The 17,104-nt window shown below is 64.6% G+C and carries 15 protein-coding genes; 4 read left to right on the top strand and 11 right to left on the bottom strand.

Annotated elements, in window-relative coordinates; translation table 11 throughout:
• Positions 1-20: 20 nt before the first annotated feature.
• Positions 21-542 (top strand): CGNR zinc finger domain-containing protein, encoded by a 522-nt coding sequence (locus CH286_RS22840; RefSeq protein WP_176458323.1) that lies wholly within the window; start codon positions 21-23, stop codon positions 540-542.
• Positions 543-598: 56 nt separating this feature from the next.
• On the opposite strand, the gene CH286_RS22835 is transcribed toward CH286_RS22840, so the two are convergent.
• Positions 599-1,438 carry an ABC transporter permease gene (locus tag CH286_RS22835; protein ID WP_037153133.1) on the bottom strand — a complete coding sequence of 280 codons (840 nt, stop codon included), beginning with the start codon at positions 1,436-1,438 and terminating at the stop codon, positions 599-601.
• Positions 1,435-2,424, bottom strand: a complete 990-nt coding sequence (locus CH286_RS22830) for a daunorubicin resistance protein DrrA family ABC transporter ATP-binding protein (RefSeq protein WP_032403644.1) — start codon at positions 2,422-2,424, stop codon at positions 1,435-1,437. Before CH286_RS22830 ends, CH286_RS22835 begins: the two co-directional genes overlap by 4 nt.
• Positions 2,425-2,605: 181 nt before the next feature.
• On the opposite strand from CH286_RS22830, the gene CH286_RS22825 reads away from it, so the two are divergent.
• Together CH286_RS22825 and CH286_RS22820 are read left to right on the top strand one after the other, a co-directional pair.
• Positions 2,606-3,349 carry a sigma-70 family RNA polymerase sigma factor gene (locus tag CH286_RS22825; RefSeq protein ID WP_094610472.1) on the top strand — a complete coding sequence of 248 codons (744 nt, stop codon included), beginning with the start codon at positions 2,606-2,608 and terminating at the stop codon, positions 3,347-3,349.
• Positions 3,346-4,104 carry an anti-sigma factor gene (locus tag CH286_RS22820; RefSeq protein ID WP_094610471.1) on the top strand — a complete coding sequence of 253 codons (759 nt, stop codon included), beginning with the start codon at positions 3,346-3,348 and terminating at the stop codon, positions 4,102-4,104. Before CH286_RS22825 ends, CH286_RS22820 begins: the two co-directional genes overlap by 4 nt.
• A gap of 38 nt (positions 4,105-4,142) precedes the next feature.
• Here CH286_RS22820 and glsA read toward each other — a convergent pair whose 3' ends face one another.
• Positions 4,143-5,969 (bottom strand): glutaminase A, encoded by a 1,827-nt coding sequence (glsA, locus tag CH286_RS22815; protein WP_094610470.1) that lies wholly within the window; start codon positions 5,967-5,969, stop codon positions 4,143-4,145.
• Between the two features lie 179 nt (positions 5,970-6,148).
• On the opposite strand from glsA, the gene dxs reads away from it, so the two are divergent.
• Entirely contained in the window at positions 6,149-8,029 is a 1,881-nt protein-coding gene (gene dxs / locus CH286_RS22810) for a 1-deoxy-D-xylulose-5-phosphate synthase (RefSeq protein ID WP_037153264.1), read from the top strand.
• Between the two features lie 14 nt (positions 8,030-8,043).
• Here dxs and CH286_RS22805 read toward each other — a convergent pair whose 3' ends face one another.
• The 8 genes from CH286_RS22805 to CH286_RS22770 all read right to left on the bottom strand — a co-directional run bounded on the left by CH286_RS22805 (position 8,044) and on the right by CH286_RS22770 (position 17,010).
• Positions 8,044-8,313, bottom strand: coding sequence for a YciI family protein (locus CH286_RS22805; RefSeq protein ID WP_032403302.1), 270 nt, complete (start codon positions 8,311-8,313; stop codon positions 8,044-8,046).
• Position 8,314: 1 nt separating this feature from the next.
• Positions 8,315-9,712: a sugar porter family MFS transporter gene (locus CH286_RS22800; RefSeq protein WP_037153145.1), complete on the bottom strand. Its 1,398-nt coding sequence runs from the start codon at positions 9,710-9,712 to the stop codon at positions 8,315-8,317.
• Between the two features lie 161 nt (positions 9,713-9,873).
• Entirely contained in the window at positions 9,874-10,620 is a 747-nt protein-coding gene (locus tag CH286_RS22795) for an SDR family oxidoreductase (protein WP_094610469.1), read from the bottom strand.
• A 95-nt stretch (positions 10,621-10,715) separates the two neighbouring features.
• Entirely contained in the window at positions 10,716-11,576 is an 861-nt protein-coding gene (gene sigJ / locus CH286_RS22790) for an RNA polymerase sigma factor SigJ (protein ID WP_094610468.1), read from the bottom strand.
• A gap of 97 nt (positions 11,577-11,673) precedes the next feature.
• Positions 11,674-13,779 carry a 3-hydroxyacyl-CoA dehydrogenase NAD-binding domain-containing protein gene (locus CH286_RS22785; RefSeq protein WP_094610467.1) on the bottom strand — a complete coding sequence of 702 codons (2,106 nt, stop codon included), beginning with the start codon at positions 13,777-13,779 and terminating at the stop codon, positions 11,674-11,676.
• Positions 13,776-15,002 carry a thiolase family protein gene (locus tag CH286_RS22780; RefSeq protein ID WP_032403307.1) on the bottom strand — a complete coding sequence of 409 codons (1,227 nt, stop codon included), beginning with the start codon at positions 15,000-15,002 and terminating at the stop codon, positions 13,776-13,778. The genes CH286_RS22785 and CH286_RS22780 overlap by 4 nt, the downstream gene beginning before the upstream one ends.
• A gap of 72 nt (positions 15,003-15,074) precedes the next feature.
• Complete coding sequence (locus CH286_RS22775) at positions 15,075-16,370, bottom strand: HRDC domain-containing protein (protein WP_094610466.1); 1,296 nt, start codon at positions 16,368-16,370, stop codon at positions 15,075-15,077.
• A gap of 40 nt (positions 16,371-16,410) precedes the next feature.
• The gene (locus CH286_RS22770) at positions 16,411-17,010 is read right to left on the bottom strand and encodes a DUF3000 domain-containing protein (protein WP_032403309.1); all 600 of its coding nucleotides are present in this window, start codon (positions 17,008-17,010) and stop codon (positions 16,411-16,413) included.
• Positions 17,011-17,104: the final 94 nt, after the last annotated feature.

The raw sequence follows: 17,104 nt of genomic DNA, 5'->3' as shown, positions 1-17,104 counted from the left end.
CACTGTGATGTAATGGTCTTGTGCATATCAACCCTTACGGTGAATACGCGGTGAAACTCGGCATCGGTCTGCTCAATACGCCGCCCACCTCGGCGACCGAACTGAGCGAGCGCTGCATCGATGCCGGCCTGGTTCCCGATTGGACGGCCACCGATGCCGATCTGACCGACACACTCGACTTCCTGGATCAGTGGGCGCGTGTCGTGGACGCCGACACCGAGAACGAGCGGGCCCAGGCGCTCAACATCCTGTTGGCTCGAGCGGCGGCGTACCCGAGGTTGACCGACCACGCAGGGGACGGGTGGCACATGCACTATCGAGATCCCGATATCGCCCTGGGCGGCGTCATCCGGGCTCTGGTGAGCGTCGGCACCGCGTTGCATCTGACGGGACGCGGCATGTCCCGCCTTGCTCGCTGCGCTGCGGCCGACTGCTCGCTCGCTTTTGCGGACACGTCGCGAACCGGCACGCAGCGATACTGCGGAACGGTGTGTTCCAATCGCGACGCGGTGCGCCGGCATCGAGCGCGCGCAGCGTCCTGATGGGCAGCGTCCCGATGAGCAGAGATATCGAACTGCCGTGGTATCGAACTGCGGCGCTAGGACTTTCGGTTGTACAGCCGCATCGTGATCGGTCCGAACACCGCCAGTAGAACAACACACAGCACCAGCGTCACTCCCAACTGGCCGGTGTCGACGTCGCCCTGCATCAGACCGCGGAGAGACGTCACCAAGAAGCTGACCGGGTTGACGTCGACGAAGGCACGCAGCCAACCGGGCATGGTGTTGGGATCGACGAAGATGTTGCTCGCGAATGTCAGCGGGAACAGGATGAACATCGACACACCCATTACTGCGGCCTCGGTGCGCACGATCATGGCGATCATCGTCCAGATCCAGGAAAGGCAGAACGAAAACACCAGCAGCAGAACTATCGAAGCCACGACGCCGACGAGGCCACCCTGCGGTCTGAACCCGAGGACCAAGCCCAGAATCAGCACGATCACCGACGCGAGCGTGTAGCGGACCACGTCTCCGAGCAGCGCGCCGACCAACGGCGACGGACGCCAGATGGGCAGCGACCGAAAACGATCGAACACCCCCTTCTCGATGTCCTTGTTCATCGTCACACCCGTGTACATCGTGATCATCACCACGGTCTGCACCAGAATGCCCGGAAGCAGAAACTGGATGTACGCGTCGGTCGACCCGGCCAGTGCGCCGCCGAACAAGTACGTGAACAGCAGCGTGAACATGATCGGGAAGGCCGTCACGTCGAACAGTTGCTCGGGCACGTGCTTGATCTTGAGCAGCGCCCGCCACCCGAAACTCAACGACGTGGACAGCGACGAGGGCCGCGGGGGACGAGGTCCGGCAGCGCCGAGCACATCGATGATGGTCGAGGCCTGCGGCGTCGACTGTTGGGCTTCGGCAGTCATGACGCCACCTCTCGGTCGGATGCGGACAAGTCGGTCGTTCCTGCAGGCTCCACTCCCGCCTCATGCCCTGTCAGCGCCAGGAACACCTCGTCCAAGCTCGGCTGGCCGAGGGTGAAGGACGCGATCGAGATTCCCGCTGTCTCGAGTGCGGGCAGCACGGGCGCGGCCTGTGCCGGGTTGTCGAGACGCGCCGTGACGGTCGACGGATCCGGATCCTCCGTGACAGTGCCGCCGAGCAGATCGTGCAGGATCCGCGCAGCCGCAGTTCGTTGCGCCGCGTCGAGAACCCGGAGGTGCAACGAGTTCGATCCCACCGATGCTTTCAACTCGCCCGTCGTACCTTCCGCGATGACTTTGCCGTGGTCGATAACCGCGACACGCCCGGCCAATTGATCGGCTTCGTCGAGATACTGGGTTGTCAGAAGCACTGTCGTCCCGCCCGCCACCAAGGCACGGATGATCTCCCACACATGGTTTCGGCTGCGCGGATCGAGTCCGGTGGTGGGTTCGTCCAGAAAGATCAGCTCGGGAGTGACGATGATGCTGGCGGCGATGTCGATACGTCGGCGCATTCCGCCGGAGTAAGTCTTGACCTGCCTCGGCCCGGCGTCGGCGATGTCGAACGCGGCGAGCAGCTGCTCGGACCGCGACCGGGCAGCGGGCCGTGAGTAGCCGAGCAATCGGGCAAGCAGAACCAGATTTTCCGTACCGGTCAGATCCTCGTCCAACGAAGCGAATTGGCCTGTCAGAGCGACCTTCTGCCGGACGGCCTCGGGTTCGCTCGCCACATCGTGCCCCAACACGCGTGCGCTACCCCCGTCGATCGGGAGCAGGGTGGCCAGCATTCTGATGGTTGTGGTCTTGCCTGCACCGTTGGGCCCGAGGACGCCGTAGACCCCACCGGACGGGATGGACAGATCGACGCCGTCGACAGCGATGTTCGCCCCGAATCGTTTGACCAGACCGTGTGTCTCGATGGCCGCCATGTGTCTCGACTCCTCCAGTGGGCCGATCGCCCGATTACCCACGATTGTCCGATTCTCCACCAAGGATGAATCGTGGTCCAGCTCGGTGCAACGAATTTGCGAACCCGAACCATCCTCCGGCCGGTTTGTTCCGAATATGTACCGCGGCGGGAAAACGCGGAGGTTTCGATATGAGAGCACTATGACCACTAGTGTCGTGTTCGATGAACTCGATCATGAACCCGTCTGTTGGGACGACCTTTCGATGAGCGCGCCGTTGTCCGGACCGTCGGATGCCGGCCGTGACCAGGTGCCCGACGCTGCCGAGGGCTATACGGACGACAGCGCGGTCTGCGCTGTCCCCAGCCCACAGTTGAAGAATTTGCGAGCAGAAGAGACCGATCGTCTTCGGCGGCTCATGGCATCGGTTGCACAGGGCGATCGGGCGGCATTCGCAGAGCTGTACGACGCCACGTCGGCTCGCGTCTACGGCATGGTGCTGCGGGTGCTTCGCGACCCGGGATACAGCGAGGAGACTGCGCAGGAGGTGTTCCTCCAGATCTGGCGCGCTGCACCGAACTACGACCCGAATCAGGGGAGCCCGCTCGCCTGGATCATGACGCTGGCTCACCGCCGCGCCGTCGATCGTGTTCGCAGCGAGCAGTCGGGTACCGATCGTGAGGCGGCGTACGGCGCAGTGAGCCACACGCCCGAGCACGACGAAGTGCTCGAGACGGTGACTCAGAGGCTCGAATCGGAGGCCGTGGTGGCCTGTCTCGAAACCTTGACCGATACGCAGAGCGAGTCGGTACGAATGGCTTACTACAGCGGTTACACCTATCGCGAAGTTGCGGAGCGGCTCGGGGTCGCCGTTCCTACCATCAAATCGCGCATACGAGACGGATTGATCAAATTGAAGACATGCCTGGGGGTGATCCCGCAATGAGCGAATCGTCACGGCAACGTCTGCTCGACGACGCCGAGGTCTACGCCCTTCACGCGACGACCGAATCCGAACGACGCGACATAGAGACCGAACGGCTACGCGTGGACGACACCGCGCGGGCTCAGTTCGACGTCCTCGTGACCGAGATTCAGGAGACTCTGGCGTTGGCCGCAGCGGTCGACGCGACACCTGCTCCCGACCGACTGCGCGGGGCGGTACTCGATCGGGTCGCCTCGAGCGACCAGGAGCCAACGGTTCGGAAGCTACCTCCGAATGTGACTCCGCTGCACCGGCATCGGCGCGAGCGCTCGAAGTCCTGGCGCTACTCGATGCTGTCGGCCGCTGCAGCGGTGATCGTCGCCGTCGGCGGCGTGGTGGTCGTCACGCAGACGATGGGCAACGATCCCCAGCCGTCGCAGGCGGACCAGATCGTGGCTGCACCCGATGCACGTCAGGTGACGGCGGAGTTCCCCGGTGGCGGCTCGGCAACCGTGGCGTATTCGCTCTCGCAGAACGCGGTCGTCGTCGATCTCGACGGGGTTCCGCAGCCGCCGCCAGGCCGCGTCTATCAGATGTGGTTCGTCGACGGTTCGCCTCGATCGGCCGGCGTCGTGACCGAGGACCAACTCTCGTCGGAATCGGGCACGGTGGTCGACGGCCTCGGCGCATCGACGAACTTCGCATTCTCCCTCGAGCCTGCGGGTGGGTCGCCTCAGCCCACCGAGGTGCTCACGATGCTGACGTTGGGTGCCTGACCGATCCACGTTCGCCTCGGGCGGTTCGGCCATCGGTGTCAGATGCCGATGTCGAACCGCCCGAGCGTTCTGATCACCGCGGCCATCTGGCCGTACGCGCCGGTCGCCAGATTCTCCAAAAGGGCAAGCTTGACCTCGGGTGCGTCCCGAGTCAGCGCCTCGAAGTGCGGTACCGACACCACCACGAGGTCGACCGGTGTGTCCGCCACCATGTCGAGCAGAAACGGCACTGCCATCAACAGCGGCATCTCGCCGAAGCTCATCCCGGGCGACAGAGTCGTGATCCGATGCGTACCGCCGTCGGCCGACACGGTCGTCGACGTCACCTCGCCGCGCAGCACGAGAAACAGGCCTGCGGCCGCGTCGCCGTGATGCACGATGATGTCTCCGCGCGCGTAATGCCGCTTCTCGAGATAGGGGCTCACCGCCTCGTACTGGGCGGCCGACAGTCCTGCGAGCAACGGGTGCTCGGCTGCTGTGATCTCGGTGGGCTGTCGCAGACCTGCACAATGTCGATCGAGCAGAAGATTCTCGGCCCACTGGATGGCCGACCCCAGGCTCGAATAGACACGACCCGCCGGATCGGCCGGGTCGAGACTCGAGGTGGTGTGTCCCATGATCGCCCTGGGGTCCACCAGGCACACGACACAGCCGTGTTCGGCCAGATCCCGGCGAAGATCCTCGAACATGCTGCGAGCGATGGCACTGACCTCGTCGACGCCGCGGACGTCGATGACGAGTGCGTCCAGCTCTCGATCCAGATTTCCGATCTCACGGACTGCGGTCTCGGCACCGGAGAACAGCAGGTCACCGTGCAATTCGTACACTCGCGCGCGATCTCCCACCGCGGCCAGGGTGGCCTGTTCGACGTCGGAGCGCCTTTTGCGTGACGGTGCCTCGGTGAGCACGTATCGACGCCGGATCGAGGACTTCGCCGCTCGTGTGACGTGTAGGAAGTGCAGTTCGAGCCGGCTCGACAGTTCTCGGCATGCGGCGACCCCGCGCACGCTGTTTCCATGGGAATCGAGCCGCGGCGAGTAGACGGCGATCCCCATCTGGCCGGGCAGTACCGCGAGAATCCCGCCACCGACTCCGCTCTTGGCCGGCATTCCCACCTGTGCCACCCAATCGCCTGCGCCGTCGTACATCCCGCACGTGGTCATCACCGACAACACTCGTTCGACCAGAGCAGGTGCCAGCGCGCGTTCTCTGGTGCGCGGATTGACACCGTTGTTGGCCATGGTTGCCGCCATCATTGCGAGGTCCGCCGCGGTGACATCTATCGAGCACTGACGAAAGTACAGATCGACGGCGGCGTCCGGGTCCTGCTCGATGATGTCGAACGAACGGAGCATGTATCCGATCGCGCGGTTCCGGTTACCGGTGCGCGCCTCCGAACGGTAGACGGCATCGTTGAAGGTCAGAGACCTGCCTGCATATCGTGAGTAGGAGGCCCGTATTCGCTCGAATCGATCCTGCGGAGTACGGCCGGCGATGAGAGATGCCGATGTGATCGCACCGGCGTTGATCATCGGGTTGCGTGGCCGCTCGGTGACCGGGTCGAGGCTGATCTCGTTGAACGGCTCACCGGACGGCTCGATATCTATCTTGTTCGCGACGGCATCGAGTCCGCGATCGGCCAGAGCCAGCGCGTAGGTGAAGGGCTTGGAGATCGATTGGATCGTGAAAGGTAGTCGGGTGTCGCCGACCTCGTAGACGTAACCGTCGGTGGTTGTGAGTGCTATTCCGAAGCCGTCCGGCGTGACAGCGGCAAGCTCTGGAATGTAGTCGGCCACCTGCCCGGTCGTGTCGTCTCGGCACAGTTCGTGAACACGGCACAGGATGGCATCGACGACGTTGCTCATGGGCGTCACTGTATGTGTGTGTCCGATTCGCCCACCGTCGAGGTTAGGGGCGGCTGATCCAGGGCACATCGATGGGCGACGGTAGTGTCACCGACACCACGCTGGGCGGAGCAGCGCGAGCACAGCGACTCCGTAGACTGAATTGTCCAGTGTTTTTCCGGCCGGAGGGAGCGATCTCGTTGGGTGTCCTAGCGCGAATTCAGACGCCCGAGGACTTGCGCGACCTCGGTAGCGCGGAGCTGGCCGAATTGGCTCGCGAGATCCGTGCGTTTCTCGTCGAGAAGGTATCGGCCACCGGGGGCCACCTCGGTCCCAACCTCGGGGTGGTGGAGCTGACTCTGGCGATCCACCGCATCTTCGATTCACCACGTGACCCCGTCATCTTCGACACGGGCCACCAGGCCTACGTGCACAAGATGCTGACCGGTCGTACCGGCTTGTTCGACACGCTGCGCAAGCAGGGCGGCCTGTCGGGCTATCCGTCCCGGGTCGAGAGCGAACACGATTGGGTTGAGTCCTCGCACGCGTCGGCCTCGCTGTCCTACGCCGACGGCTTGGCGAAGGCGTTCGCGCTCAAGGGCGAGACCGATCGGCACGTCGTTGCCGTCGTCGGCGATGGTGCGCTCACCGGCGGCATGTGCTGGGAAGCACTCAACAACATCGCGGCCGGCCGCGACCGATCCTTGATCATCGTGGTCAACGACAACGGACGCTCGTACGCCCCGACCATCGGCGGCCTGGCCGATCATCTGGCGGCGCTGCGCCTCCAGCCCGAGTACGAGAAGATCCTCGACAACGGGCGCCGCATCGTCCGCAAGATCCCCGTCGTCGGGCCCACGGCCTACCGGATGCTCCACGGCATGAAGGCCGGCGTGAAAGACGCCATCAGTCCGCAGGTGATGTTCACCGATCTCGGCATCAAATATCTGGGACCGGTCGACGGCCACGATCAGCATGCGATGGAATCGGCACTGCGCCGGGCCAAGGCTTACGGCGGACCGGTCATCGTGCACGCAGTGACGCGCAAGGGCATGGGCTACGTCCATGCCGAGAACGACGTCGCAGACCAGATGCATGCCACCGGTGTCATCGATCCGGCAACCGGACTCGCTCGGTCGAAATCGGCACCGGACTGGACCTCGGTGTTCTCGGCGGCATTGATCGAGCAGGGCGAGCAGAACGACGACGTCGTCGCGATCACCGCTGCGATGGCCGCGCCCACTGGTCTCGCGGCGTTCGGGGTTCGCTTTCCCGATCGGCTTTTCGATGTCGGTATCGCCGAGCAGCATGCGATGACGTCGGCGGCCGGTTTGGCTCTCGGGGGCATGCATCCGGTGGTCGCCATCTACTCGACCTTCCTCAACCGCGCGTTCGATCAGTTGCTGATGGACGTGGCGCTGCTCGGGCTGCCGGTCACGGTGGTTCTGGATCGCGCGGGCGTCACCGGTGCGGACGGTGCCAGTCACAACGGCATGTGGGACATGTCGCTGCTCGGCATCGTCCCGGGGATGAAGGTGGCGGCACCTCGCGATGCCGACACTCTGCGGGAGGAGTTGGCCGAGGCAATTGCAACGTCCGACGGGCCTACTGCACTGCGCTTCCCGAAGGGAGCGGTGACCGAGACCGTATCGGCGGTGCGCCGACTGGATGGAATCGTCGACGTGCTCGCCGAGCCGGCCGATGCCACCGGCGATGTGCTGATCGTCGCAGTCGGTGTGTTCGGTTCACTTGCCCTCGACGCAGCGAAAAAACTTCGACACGACGGCATCTCGGTGGCCGTCGTCGATCCGCGATGGGTGCTCCCGATTCCCGAGTCCTTGCTGAAGTTGGCCGAGGACTACCGGTTGGTGGTGACCATCGAGGACAGCGGTGTGCACGGCGGAATCGGCTCGACACTGTCGGCCGCGTTGCGCGCGGCAGGCGTCGATACACCATGTCGCGATCTCGGTGTGCCACAACGATTCCTGGATCACGCGTCGCGTGAGCAGCTGCACCACGAACTCGGCCTCACCTGCGAGGACGTCGTGCAGCGAGTCTCGGACTGGGCCAAGAGCCTCTGATCGCCGGCGACGGGCTATGCGCCCGTCGCCCACTCGCTGACCCGAACCCGGTCGATCAGATGGGCCGTTGCGAACGGGTCATGTGAGAACATGCGTTCCACACTTTCCTTGTCCACACCTTCGACGATCATCGTTGCGCCGCTGTGATCGGCGAGCGGGCTCGACGACCTGAGGATCTTGCGACGCTCCAATTCCCGCAACCACGCGCGATGATCGGTCCGGTGATCGTCACGGCCGGAGGATGTTTCGGGTGAGTACGCGTACTCGACGACGAACATCGGCATGTCAGATCACCATGTCCTCGAGCTCCATACCCTTGGTCTCCTTGATCTTGTACTTGACGAAGAAGAACGACAGGATCGCAAAGAACGCGAAGAACGAATAGATGAATCCCAGTCCGATGGTGTCGGACAGTGGCGGGAATGCAAGGGTGATGGCGAAATTCGCGACCCAGTTCGCCGCGGTACTGATGCCGAGTGCGACCGCACGCATTCGGTTGGGGAACATTTCTCCGAGCATCACCCACATGATCGGTCCCCAGGTAGCGGCAAAGAAGACGACGAACAGATTGGCACCCACCAGCGCGACGGGACCCCATGGCGAAGGCAACTCCAGTTGGTCGCCGCTGCCCACTGCCTGAGTGAACGAGACGGCCGCGAGTACCAGGCCGACGAACATTCCGATCGAGCCGATCATGAGCAGATTTCGACGTCCGAATCGATCGACGAACAAGATGGCGACGAATGTCATCGAAACGTTGATGATCGAGGTGATGACCGAGGTGACGAACGACTGGTTCTCGCTGAATCCGACCGACTTCCACAGTGTCGTCGAGTAGTAGAAGATGGCGTTGATTCCGACGAACTGTTGCAGGATCGCCATCGTGATGCCGACCCAGACAATGGGTTGCAAACCGAATTTCGGACCACGAATGTCGCCGAACGACGACGTGGACTCCCGGCGCAAGGTCAGACGGATTTCCTTGACTCGCTCGTTCGGGTTCACTTCTCCCGAGATCTCACCGAGAATGCGAGCCGCTTCCTCGTCGAGGTGTTTGCCGACGAGGTATCTCGGTGACTCCGGAATCAGTGTGGCGAGAAAGCCGTAGACGAGAGCGGGTGCCACGCCGACGAGGAACATCCATCGCCAGGCTTCCAGACCGAACCACAGATCGTTGGACGGCCCGCCGGCCGCGTTCTGCAGTACCGCGTCCGAGAGGAGCGCGGCGAAGATGCCGACGGTGATTGCCAGCTGTTGCAACGATGCCAATCCGCCTCGATAGCGAGCCGGCGCGATTTCCGAGATGTACGCCGGTGCGATCACCGACGCGATGCCGATGCCGAGTCCGCCGATCACTCGCCAGAGCATCAGATCCGGGACGCTGAAGGCGAACCCTGAGCCCACGGACGAAATCGTGAACAGTGCGGAACCGAGCAACATCACCTTCTTGCGGCCCCAGCTGTCCGCGAGGCGGCCGGCGAACCAGGCACCGACCGCACAGCCGAGAAGCGCGATCGCTACCGCGAAACCGGTGACGAACGACGACAGTGCAAAGTTTTCCTGGATGGAATCGACCGCGCCGTTGACAACGGACGAGTCGAATCCGAACAGGAAGCCGCCGACGGCAGCGGCAATGGTGACTCCGATAACTTTGGCGGTGTACCGATCGGTTGATTGCGTCATCGCGTGACCCAGCTTTCGAGGTGAACCAGCGTCCATGGTGGTCGTTCGTCATCATCGTCCTCGCGCTCGAGACATGGGAGCGAAATGAGCTTCAGTTTCGACTCCGGACGGTTTCGGCCCATAAAAAGGGTGAAATGTCCGATATTCGGCAAAGATGCGGCTCAGCCCGTCCGGACGGCCAACCATTGATCGAAGGTCTGTCGACCGTGATCCGAATCGGTTGTGGTGACCAGCGTTCCGTCTCGCATTGCGCGACCGTATGCGCCGGGAATCGGAATCTCGAGCACCAGGCCTCGGGCACCGACGGCCCGGGCGTCGCGCCGCACCATCTCGGCCATGCGTTCTTCACGTGGTCCACCGAGGTCTGCGACTCGGCCGGCCGGGGACTGCTCTGCCAGGTCGATCAACCGTTCGGCCACCTCTCGTGCGGCGATCGGTTGCGAGACCATCTTCGGGATGACGCTCACCGGACCGAACGACATCTGTGCGCGGATCTGGCCGGCGAATTCGTGGAACTGGGTGGCTCGAAGAATCGTCCACGGCACGGTTCCGGCGCGAACAATCCTTTCCTGCTCCACTTTTCCGGCGTAGTACGCGTGCGGGGCTCGGTCGATTCCCACAATGGACAGCGCCAGGTGATGACCGACACCGGCCTCGGTCTCGGCCGTCAGTAGGTTGCGGGCGACGGCGGCGAAGAACGCCGTCGATTCTTTTGCCGAGATCGTCTGTGTCGACGCGACGTCGATCACCGCCTCGATGCCGGACAATGCGTCGGACAGTCCTGAGCCGCTCACGAGATCTATGCCCGCCGATCGCGACAGCACGACCACGTCGTGTCCGCGTTCACGAGCGACCTCGACGACATGCACTCCGACGGTTCCTGTTCCACCCGCTACGGCTAGCTTCATCGCGTCTCCACCTGTTCATCGATCGAGTGTCGGACCTGCCGAGTGGCGGGTCTCGACTGTATGACGATGCAGCCTCGGAGAATGTATGGCGGGGGTCAGGTCCAGTGTCGGAGTTTGTCCGGATTGAGCACGATCCAGATGTCGGCCACCACCCGGTCCGTAGTGTCGAACCCGACGACGCCGAACACGCCGCCGCCGCGTCGGATCACGATGCCGGACAGGCCGTTGACGGACTCGATGCACCATTCCAGGTCGGTGGACTTGGCGGTGATGCCGCGGACGAAACGAGCGACTCGGTCGGAGCCCACAACAGGATTGCGGGCCGCCGAGACTCGCCCGCCTCCGTCGCTGATCAGGGTGACATCGGGGGCAAGCAACGAGACGAGCGTGGCAAGGTCTCCGTCTCCCGAGGCCATCGCGAAGGCGCGGACGACGCGATCGTGCTCGATGGGGTCGGCGGAGGTGAGGTGGCGGCCGTGCACGTGTTGTCGAGCGGCTGTCGCGAGCTGGCGGCACGCAGCAGGGGAGCGGTCGAGCACGGCCGCGATGTCCTCGAACGGAACGGCGAACGCATCGTGCAGGACGAATGCGACTCGCTGCGCTGGACCGAGGGATTCGAGAACGACGAGTAAGGCGAGATTCACCGAATCCTGTTGTGCGATTTGGTCGGCAGGGTCAGCGGCCGTCGAATTCACCGAGTGCAGACCGGAGACTGGTTCCGGCAACCACTGGCCGACGTAGCTCTCGCGGCGAACGCGGGCCGAGCCGAGCAGGTCGAGACAGATCCGGCCGACGACGCGGGTGAGCCACGCGGCGGGAACGTCGATGGCGTCGCGTTCGGCATCGGTGAGTCGGTACCACCGGACCATGGCTTCGGATGCAGCGTCTTCGGCGTCGCTGTACGACCCCAACATTCGATAGCCGATGCCGATCAGCCGACTGCGTTCGTTGTTCATCGGATCGCACCATAGCGCGAGCGAACGATGTCGAGTTCGAGGTCATGGACGAAAATCCGGAGAAATCCGTCCACAACCTCGAACTCGACGGGCGGGTCTAGACGCTGGCTACGCCCGGAGCCAGGAAGCGCTGACCGGTTGCGGCCTCGGATGCACCGCTGCGGTCCAGGTACGGGGTGATGCCGCCGTTCCAGAATCCGAAGCCGCCGCCGAGGAGCAGGCAGAGGTCGATATCCTCGGCAGCCGCGACGACGCCCTCGTCGAGCATGATCCGGATCTCGTCGGCGAATGCGTTGCGGGTGCGTTCGAGCACCTGCTCGGCAGTGGACGGCGAATCTCCCTGTGGCCACAGTGCAGCCACCTCGGGATCGACAACCTGGCCCTCGGGGCCGTACGTCCACACGCCCGGCTTCTTCGCCTCGACGAGTGCACGGAATCCGGGGGAGTCCTTGAACCGCTCCGGGTATGCCTCGCCGAGAGTTTCCGCTGTGTGCAGTGCGACCGCAGGGCCGACGAGGGCCAGCAGGGTCAGCGGGCTCATCGGCATGCCGAGTTCACCCACCGCGCCGTCGGCGACGTCGAACGGCGTGCCCTCGTCGATGGCACTGATGATCTCGTTGGACGCGCGGGTGACGAGACGGTTGAAGACGAATCCGGGGAGATCGGCCGACAACACGGCCGACTTCTTCAGTGTCTTGGCCGTCGCGAATGCCGTTGCGAGAGTGGCGTCGTCGGTCTTCTCGCCCTTGACGACCTCGAGCAGCGGAAGAACGGCCACGGGGTTGAAGAAGTGGAAGCCGACGACCCGCTCGGGGTGCTTCAGATCGGCCGCCATCTTCGTGATCGACAGCGAGGAGGTGTTGGTCGCGAGAATCGTTTCGGCAGAGACGAATTCCTCGACCTCGGCGAACACCTTCTTCTTGACGTCGAGGTTCTCGAACACGGCCTCGATGACGAAGTCGGTGTTGGCGAAGGCGGACTTGTCGATCGAGCCGGACACCAACGCCTTCAACCGATTCGCGGCGTCGGGGGACAGACGCTTCTTGCCGAGCAGCTTGTCGATCTCTCCGTGGACGTAGCCGACGCCCTTGTCGATGCGCTCCTGATCGATGTCGGTGAGGATCACCGGCACCTTGAGCTGCCGCACGAACAGCAGTGCGAGCTGGCTGGCCATCAGGCCGGCACCGACGATGCCGACGCCGGAGATCTTGCGCGCCAACGACTTGTCGGGTGCACCGGCGGGACGCTTCGCGCGCTTCTGCACCAGATCGAAGGCGTACAGCCCGGCACGGAGTTCGTCCTTGACCAGCAACGTGGACAGGGCCTCGTCCTCGGCCGCGAAGGCCGTGTCGAGCGAGGCGGAGTCGGTGATGTCGGTGCTTTTGGCGAGCTCGAGCAGCTCGACCGCGGCGACGGGGCCGGGGGCGAAGTTGTTGGTCTTGCCGGCCACGATTCCCTTGGCGCGGGCGATGGCGTCGTCCCAGGCTTGCCCGCGGTCGATCTCGGGACGGTTCGGAACGATCTCGCCCTTGATGACCTGAGCAGCCCACGCGAGGGACTGCTCGAGGAAGTCGGCTCCGCCGAAGAGGGCGTCGGCGATGCCGAGATCGAGTGCCTGCTGCGGCTTGAGGACGCGGTTCTGGTTCAGTGCGTTCTCGATGACGACGGTGACAGCGTTCGAGGCTCCGATGATGTTGGGCAGCAACTGGGTTCCGCCCCATCCCGGTACCAGGCCGAGGAAGGCCTCGGGCAAACCGAGTGCGGCAGCGTTCTCCGCGACGGTCCGGTAGTGCGAGTGCAGTCCCACTTCGAGGCCACCGCCGAGTGCGGCACCGTTGATGAAGGCGAATGTCGGAATCGTGGACTCGCGCAGGCGACGGAAGACCTTGTGCCCGAGCTGCCCGATCTGCAGCGCCTCGTCCTTGGTCTTGATGTTCGGTACGCCGTTGAGGTCGGCACCGACTGCGAAGATGAACGGCTTGCCGGTGACGGCGATGGCCACCGGGTTCGCTGCGAAGGCCTCGTCGAGGGCCGCGTCGAACTTGGCCAGTCCGCCGGGACCGAAGGTCGACGGCTTGGTGTGATCGAAGCCGTTGTCGAGCGTCACGAGGGCGATGGTGCCCTCGAGCCCCGGTACGGAGACGATCTTGGTGAACGCGTTCGTGACTACCTCGTCGCTGAACGCTGTGGTGATATCACTCATTTGGCTGCTCCCGAGTAGTCAGCGTGGTTGGGGTTCTCCCAGATGACGGTGCCGCCCATGCCGAGACCGATGCACATGGTCGTCAGGCCGTAGCGGACGTCGGGCTGCTGAGCGAACTGGCGGCTCAGCTGGGTCATCAGGCGGACGCCCGAGGATGCGAGGGGGTGGCCACACGCGATGGCACCTCCCCACTGGTTGACGCGGGGATCGTCGTCGGCGATGCCGTAGTGCTCGAGGAAGGCGAGCACCTGGATGGCGAAGGCCTCGTTGATCTCGAACAGGCCGATGTCTTCGATGCTCAATCCCGTTCGGCCGAGCAGCTTTTCGGTCGCGGGGACCGGTCCGATGCCCATGACGGCCGGGTCGACGCCTGCGAAGCTGAAGCCGACCATCCGCATGCCGACGTTCAGGCCGAGTTCGTGCGCGGTGTCCTCGCCGGCGAGGATCGCGGCGGTGGCACCGTCGTTGAGTCCCGCGGCGTTGCCTGCGGTGACGCGGCCGGCAGGGCGGAACGGCGTCTTGAGCTTGGCGAGGTCTTCGACGGTGGTGCCGGGACGAGGCGGCTCGTCCTCGGTGGCCAGGCCCCACCCTGCGGCGGACTTGGTGGCGACGGGAACGAGGGTGTCGGCGATGTAGCCGGCCTTCTTCGCTGCGTCGTACTTGTTCTGGCTCGCGACGGCGTAGGCGTCGGTGCGGTCCTTGGTGATGCTCGGGAACCGGTCGTGCAGGTTCTCGGCGGTGTTGCCCATCACCAGGGCGCTGGGATCGACCAGCTTGTCGGCGAGGAAGCGCGGGTTGGGGTCGACGCCCTCACCCATCGGGTGGCGGCCCATGTGCTCGACGCCACCGGCGATGACGACGTCGTACTGGCCGAAGCCGATGCCCGATCCGGTGGTGGTCACCGAGGTCATTGCACCCGCACACATGCGGTCGATGGCGAATCCGGGGACGCTGCGGGGGAGTCCGGCGAGCAAGGCGGACGTGCGGCCGATGGTCAGCCCCTGGTCACCGGTCTGTGTGGTCGCGGCGATGGCGACCTCGTCGATACGTTCGGGAGGGAGGTTGGGGTTCTTGCGAAGAAGTTCGCGGATTGCCTTGACGACCAGGTCGTCTGCGCGAGTGTCGGCGTACATGCCCTTGGGGCCTGCTTTGCCGAACGGGGTACGGATGCCGTCGACGAAGACAACATTCCTCTGTGAGCTGGTGGACGCGGGTACAGACACGCTTTTCGATCCTCCCGACAGATGCGGACGACTCGCCCGGGTGCCCGGACGCGCCACCTACTGTAGCGGGTATTACCCGTCGGTAACTTGGGAAGGGTGCAGTGCCTTCGCCAGAACCGGTACCACCAGCGAGCGTTGCCAGGGCCGCGCCCCTCCCTCGGTCAGCCGACTGTCGATCAGCTCTGCAGGATCGAGGCCTTCGTCGTCGGGAGTCCGCCAATCCCACACCAATCGACGGAGCAGATCCGGCATCAGGAGGTTCTCGACCGGAACCGACACCGCCTCGCTGAGCTCGGTCATCGCCGCTCGCACGTCGGCGAGCCTGGCCGCCGCGTCGGGATCGCGACGCGCCCATCGATTGACCGGGGGCGGGCCGTCGAAAGACGCTGCCATGGAGGGCAGCTCGGAGGTCGGCAGGGCCCGCGCACGCGTGAGCGCCGACGCCCACAGGCGGGAAGATCGACGCTGGCGAGGACCGCCGAAGACCGGTAGTTGCTCGAGCTCGCGCGAGGTCTTCGGATCGGCAGTTGCCGCCGCCACGATCGCCGAGTCCGGCAACACCCGGCTCGGAGCCACGTCACGTTTGGCCGCCAGTTCGTCTCGGGTGGTCCATAGTTCGCGGACGGCCGCGAGCGTGCGGGGAGACTTGATCGCGTGAATCCCGGATGTCCGACGCCACCTGTCGGTCTTGGGTTTGGGCGGTCCGAGAGAGAGGATGTGGGCGAATTCCTGTGCCGCCCAGTCCGTTTTGCCTTGTCGTTCGAGCTCCGCGGCCATTTCGTCGCGAAGCTCGAGCAGAACTTCGACGTCGAGCGCGGCGTAGTTGAGCCAGGTGTCGGGCAGGGGACGAGTGGACCAGTCGGCAGCGCCGTGGCCCTTCTGCAGCGCCAGTCCGAGGGTGCGTTCGACGATGGCGCCGAGGCCGACGCGTTCGAATCCGGCGAGACGGCCGGCGAGCTCGGTGTCGTAGAGCGTGGCGGGGACCAGGCCGAGTTCGGCCAGCCCCGGGAGGTCCTGATCGGCGGAGTGCAGCACCCATTCGAGCGGGTTGATCACCTCGGCGAGAGGCGCGAGGTCGCCGGTGACCGGGATCGGATCGAGCAGAACGGTGCCCGCTCCGCGGCGACGAAACTGCAGCAGGTAGGCGCGCTGGGAGTACCGAAAGCCCGACGCGCGTTCGGCATCGACCGCGAGAGGCCCGTGACCTGCGGCGAGGAGCTTCGCGGCCGCGAGAACGGCGTCCGGTGTGTCCACGACATCGGGCACACCGTCAGCCGGGGCAAGCAACGGAACGGCGACCGGCTCGTTGACCTGCTCGTCCGACGTGGCGTCGTCCGACGTGGCGTCGGGGGAACTCTCGGCTGACATGGACAGTGACTCTAAGCCCTACGGTCGGTGGGTCCGGAGACTATGTCCGGCTGGAACTGCGTCGACCGAGGGTCGTGATGCCCGCGGGCGGCAGACCTGCCGCGTACGCGAGAACCTCGCAGAAGGCCTCGACGTGTGTCGAGAGGTCCTCGGACGTCGCGGTCCAGGACGCGCGAAGTTCGAGCTGATGGGCCTTGGGGGGACCGGCGATGTCGCCGTAACGCACCGAGCTGGTCGAGGTGACGGTGCCGCCGAGTGCGTTGAGCGGCTCCGACCGTGACTCCAGTGCGTCGACCAGCCAACTCCACCCGACCTCGGGAAGCAGGGGATCGTCGGCCAGCGATTCGTCGACGTCCGCTTGAATGTAGGCAACCAGTCGAAGAGTGCCGTTCCAGGCTTCTGCACCGTCGGGGTCGTACAGCAGGATCAGGCGGCCGAAGGCGTCACCGTCACTCTGTTCGTCGACCTGGTCGGAATCGGGATGCTTGACCTCGGCCCCGATCGCATAGCTGTAGGGGGCGAGACGCTGCGGCGGCCGGATCGGACCGATTTCGATCGCCGGGTGTACCTGGGCCCGATGCATCGCGTCGATGGCGGCGCGGAAAGGCGCAGGTTCGGCGGTGGATTCGGGTTCGGTCACGTGATCGGACGTTAGACGCGTCACGTTGTCCGGCGGCGGAGGCGCGCCGAGCCGTGATGGAACCGAAGTGGGTGTGTCGCCCTTGGTGGCAGAA

Source organism: Rhodococcus sp. WWJCD1 (assembly GCF_002258735.1).
Lineage (GTDB): Bacteria > Actinomycetota > Actinomycetes > Mycobacteriales > Mycobacteriaceae > Rhodococcoides.
The sequence above is the reverse complement of the archived record's forward strand: the minus strand, read 5'-3'. Positions and strand labels throughout refer to the sequence as shown.

Bases quoted from the DNA above. Each gene is read 5' to 3' on its own strand.
- CH286_RS22835 (WP_037153133.1), bottom strand. From the start codon at position 1,438: ATGACTGCCGAAGCCCAACAGTCGACGCCGCAGGCCTCGACCATCATC.
- CH286_RS22830 (WP_032403644.1), bottom strand. From the start codon at position 2,424: ATGGCGGCCATCGAGACACACGGTCTGGTCAAACGATTCGGGGCGAAC.
- CH286_RS22825 (WP_094610472.1), top strand. From the start codon at position 2,606: ATGACCACTAGTGTCGTGTTCGATGAACTCGATCATGAACCCGTCTGT.
- CH286_RS22820 (WP_094610471.1), top strand. From the start codon at position 3,346: ATGAGCGAATCGTCACGGCAACGTCTGCTCGACGACGCCGAGGTCTAC.
- glsA (WP_094610470.1), bottom strand. From the start codon at position 5,969: ATGAGCAACGTCGTCGATGCCATCCTGTGCCGTGTTCACGAACTGTGC.
- CH286_RS22805 (WP_032403302.1), bottom strand. From the start codon at position 8,313: ATGCCGATGTTCGTCGTCGAGTACGCGTACTCACCCGAAACATCCTCC.
- CH286_RS22800 (WP_037153145.1), bottom strand. From the start codon at position 9,712: ATGACGCAATCAACCGATCGGTACACCGCCAAAGTTATCGGAGTCACC.
- CH286_RS22795 (WP_094610469.1), bottom strand. From the start codon at position 10,620: ATGAAGCTAGCCGTAGCGGGTGGAACAGGAACCGTCGGAGTGCATGTC.
- sigJ (WP_094610468.1), bottom strand. From the start codon at position 11,576: ATGAACAACGAACGCAGTCGGCTGATCGGCATCGGCTATCGAATGTTG.
- CH286_RS22785 (WP_094610467.1), bottom strand. From the start codon at position 13,779: ATGAGTGATATCACCACAGCGTTCAGCGACGAGGTAGTCACGAACGCG.
- CH286_RS22775 (WP_094610466.1), bottom strand. From the start codon at position 16,370: ATGTCAGCCGAGAGTTCCCCCGACGCCACGTCGGACGACGCCACGTCG.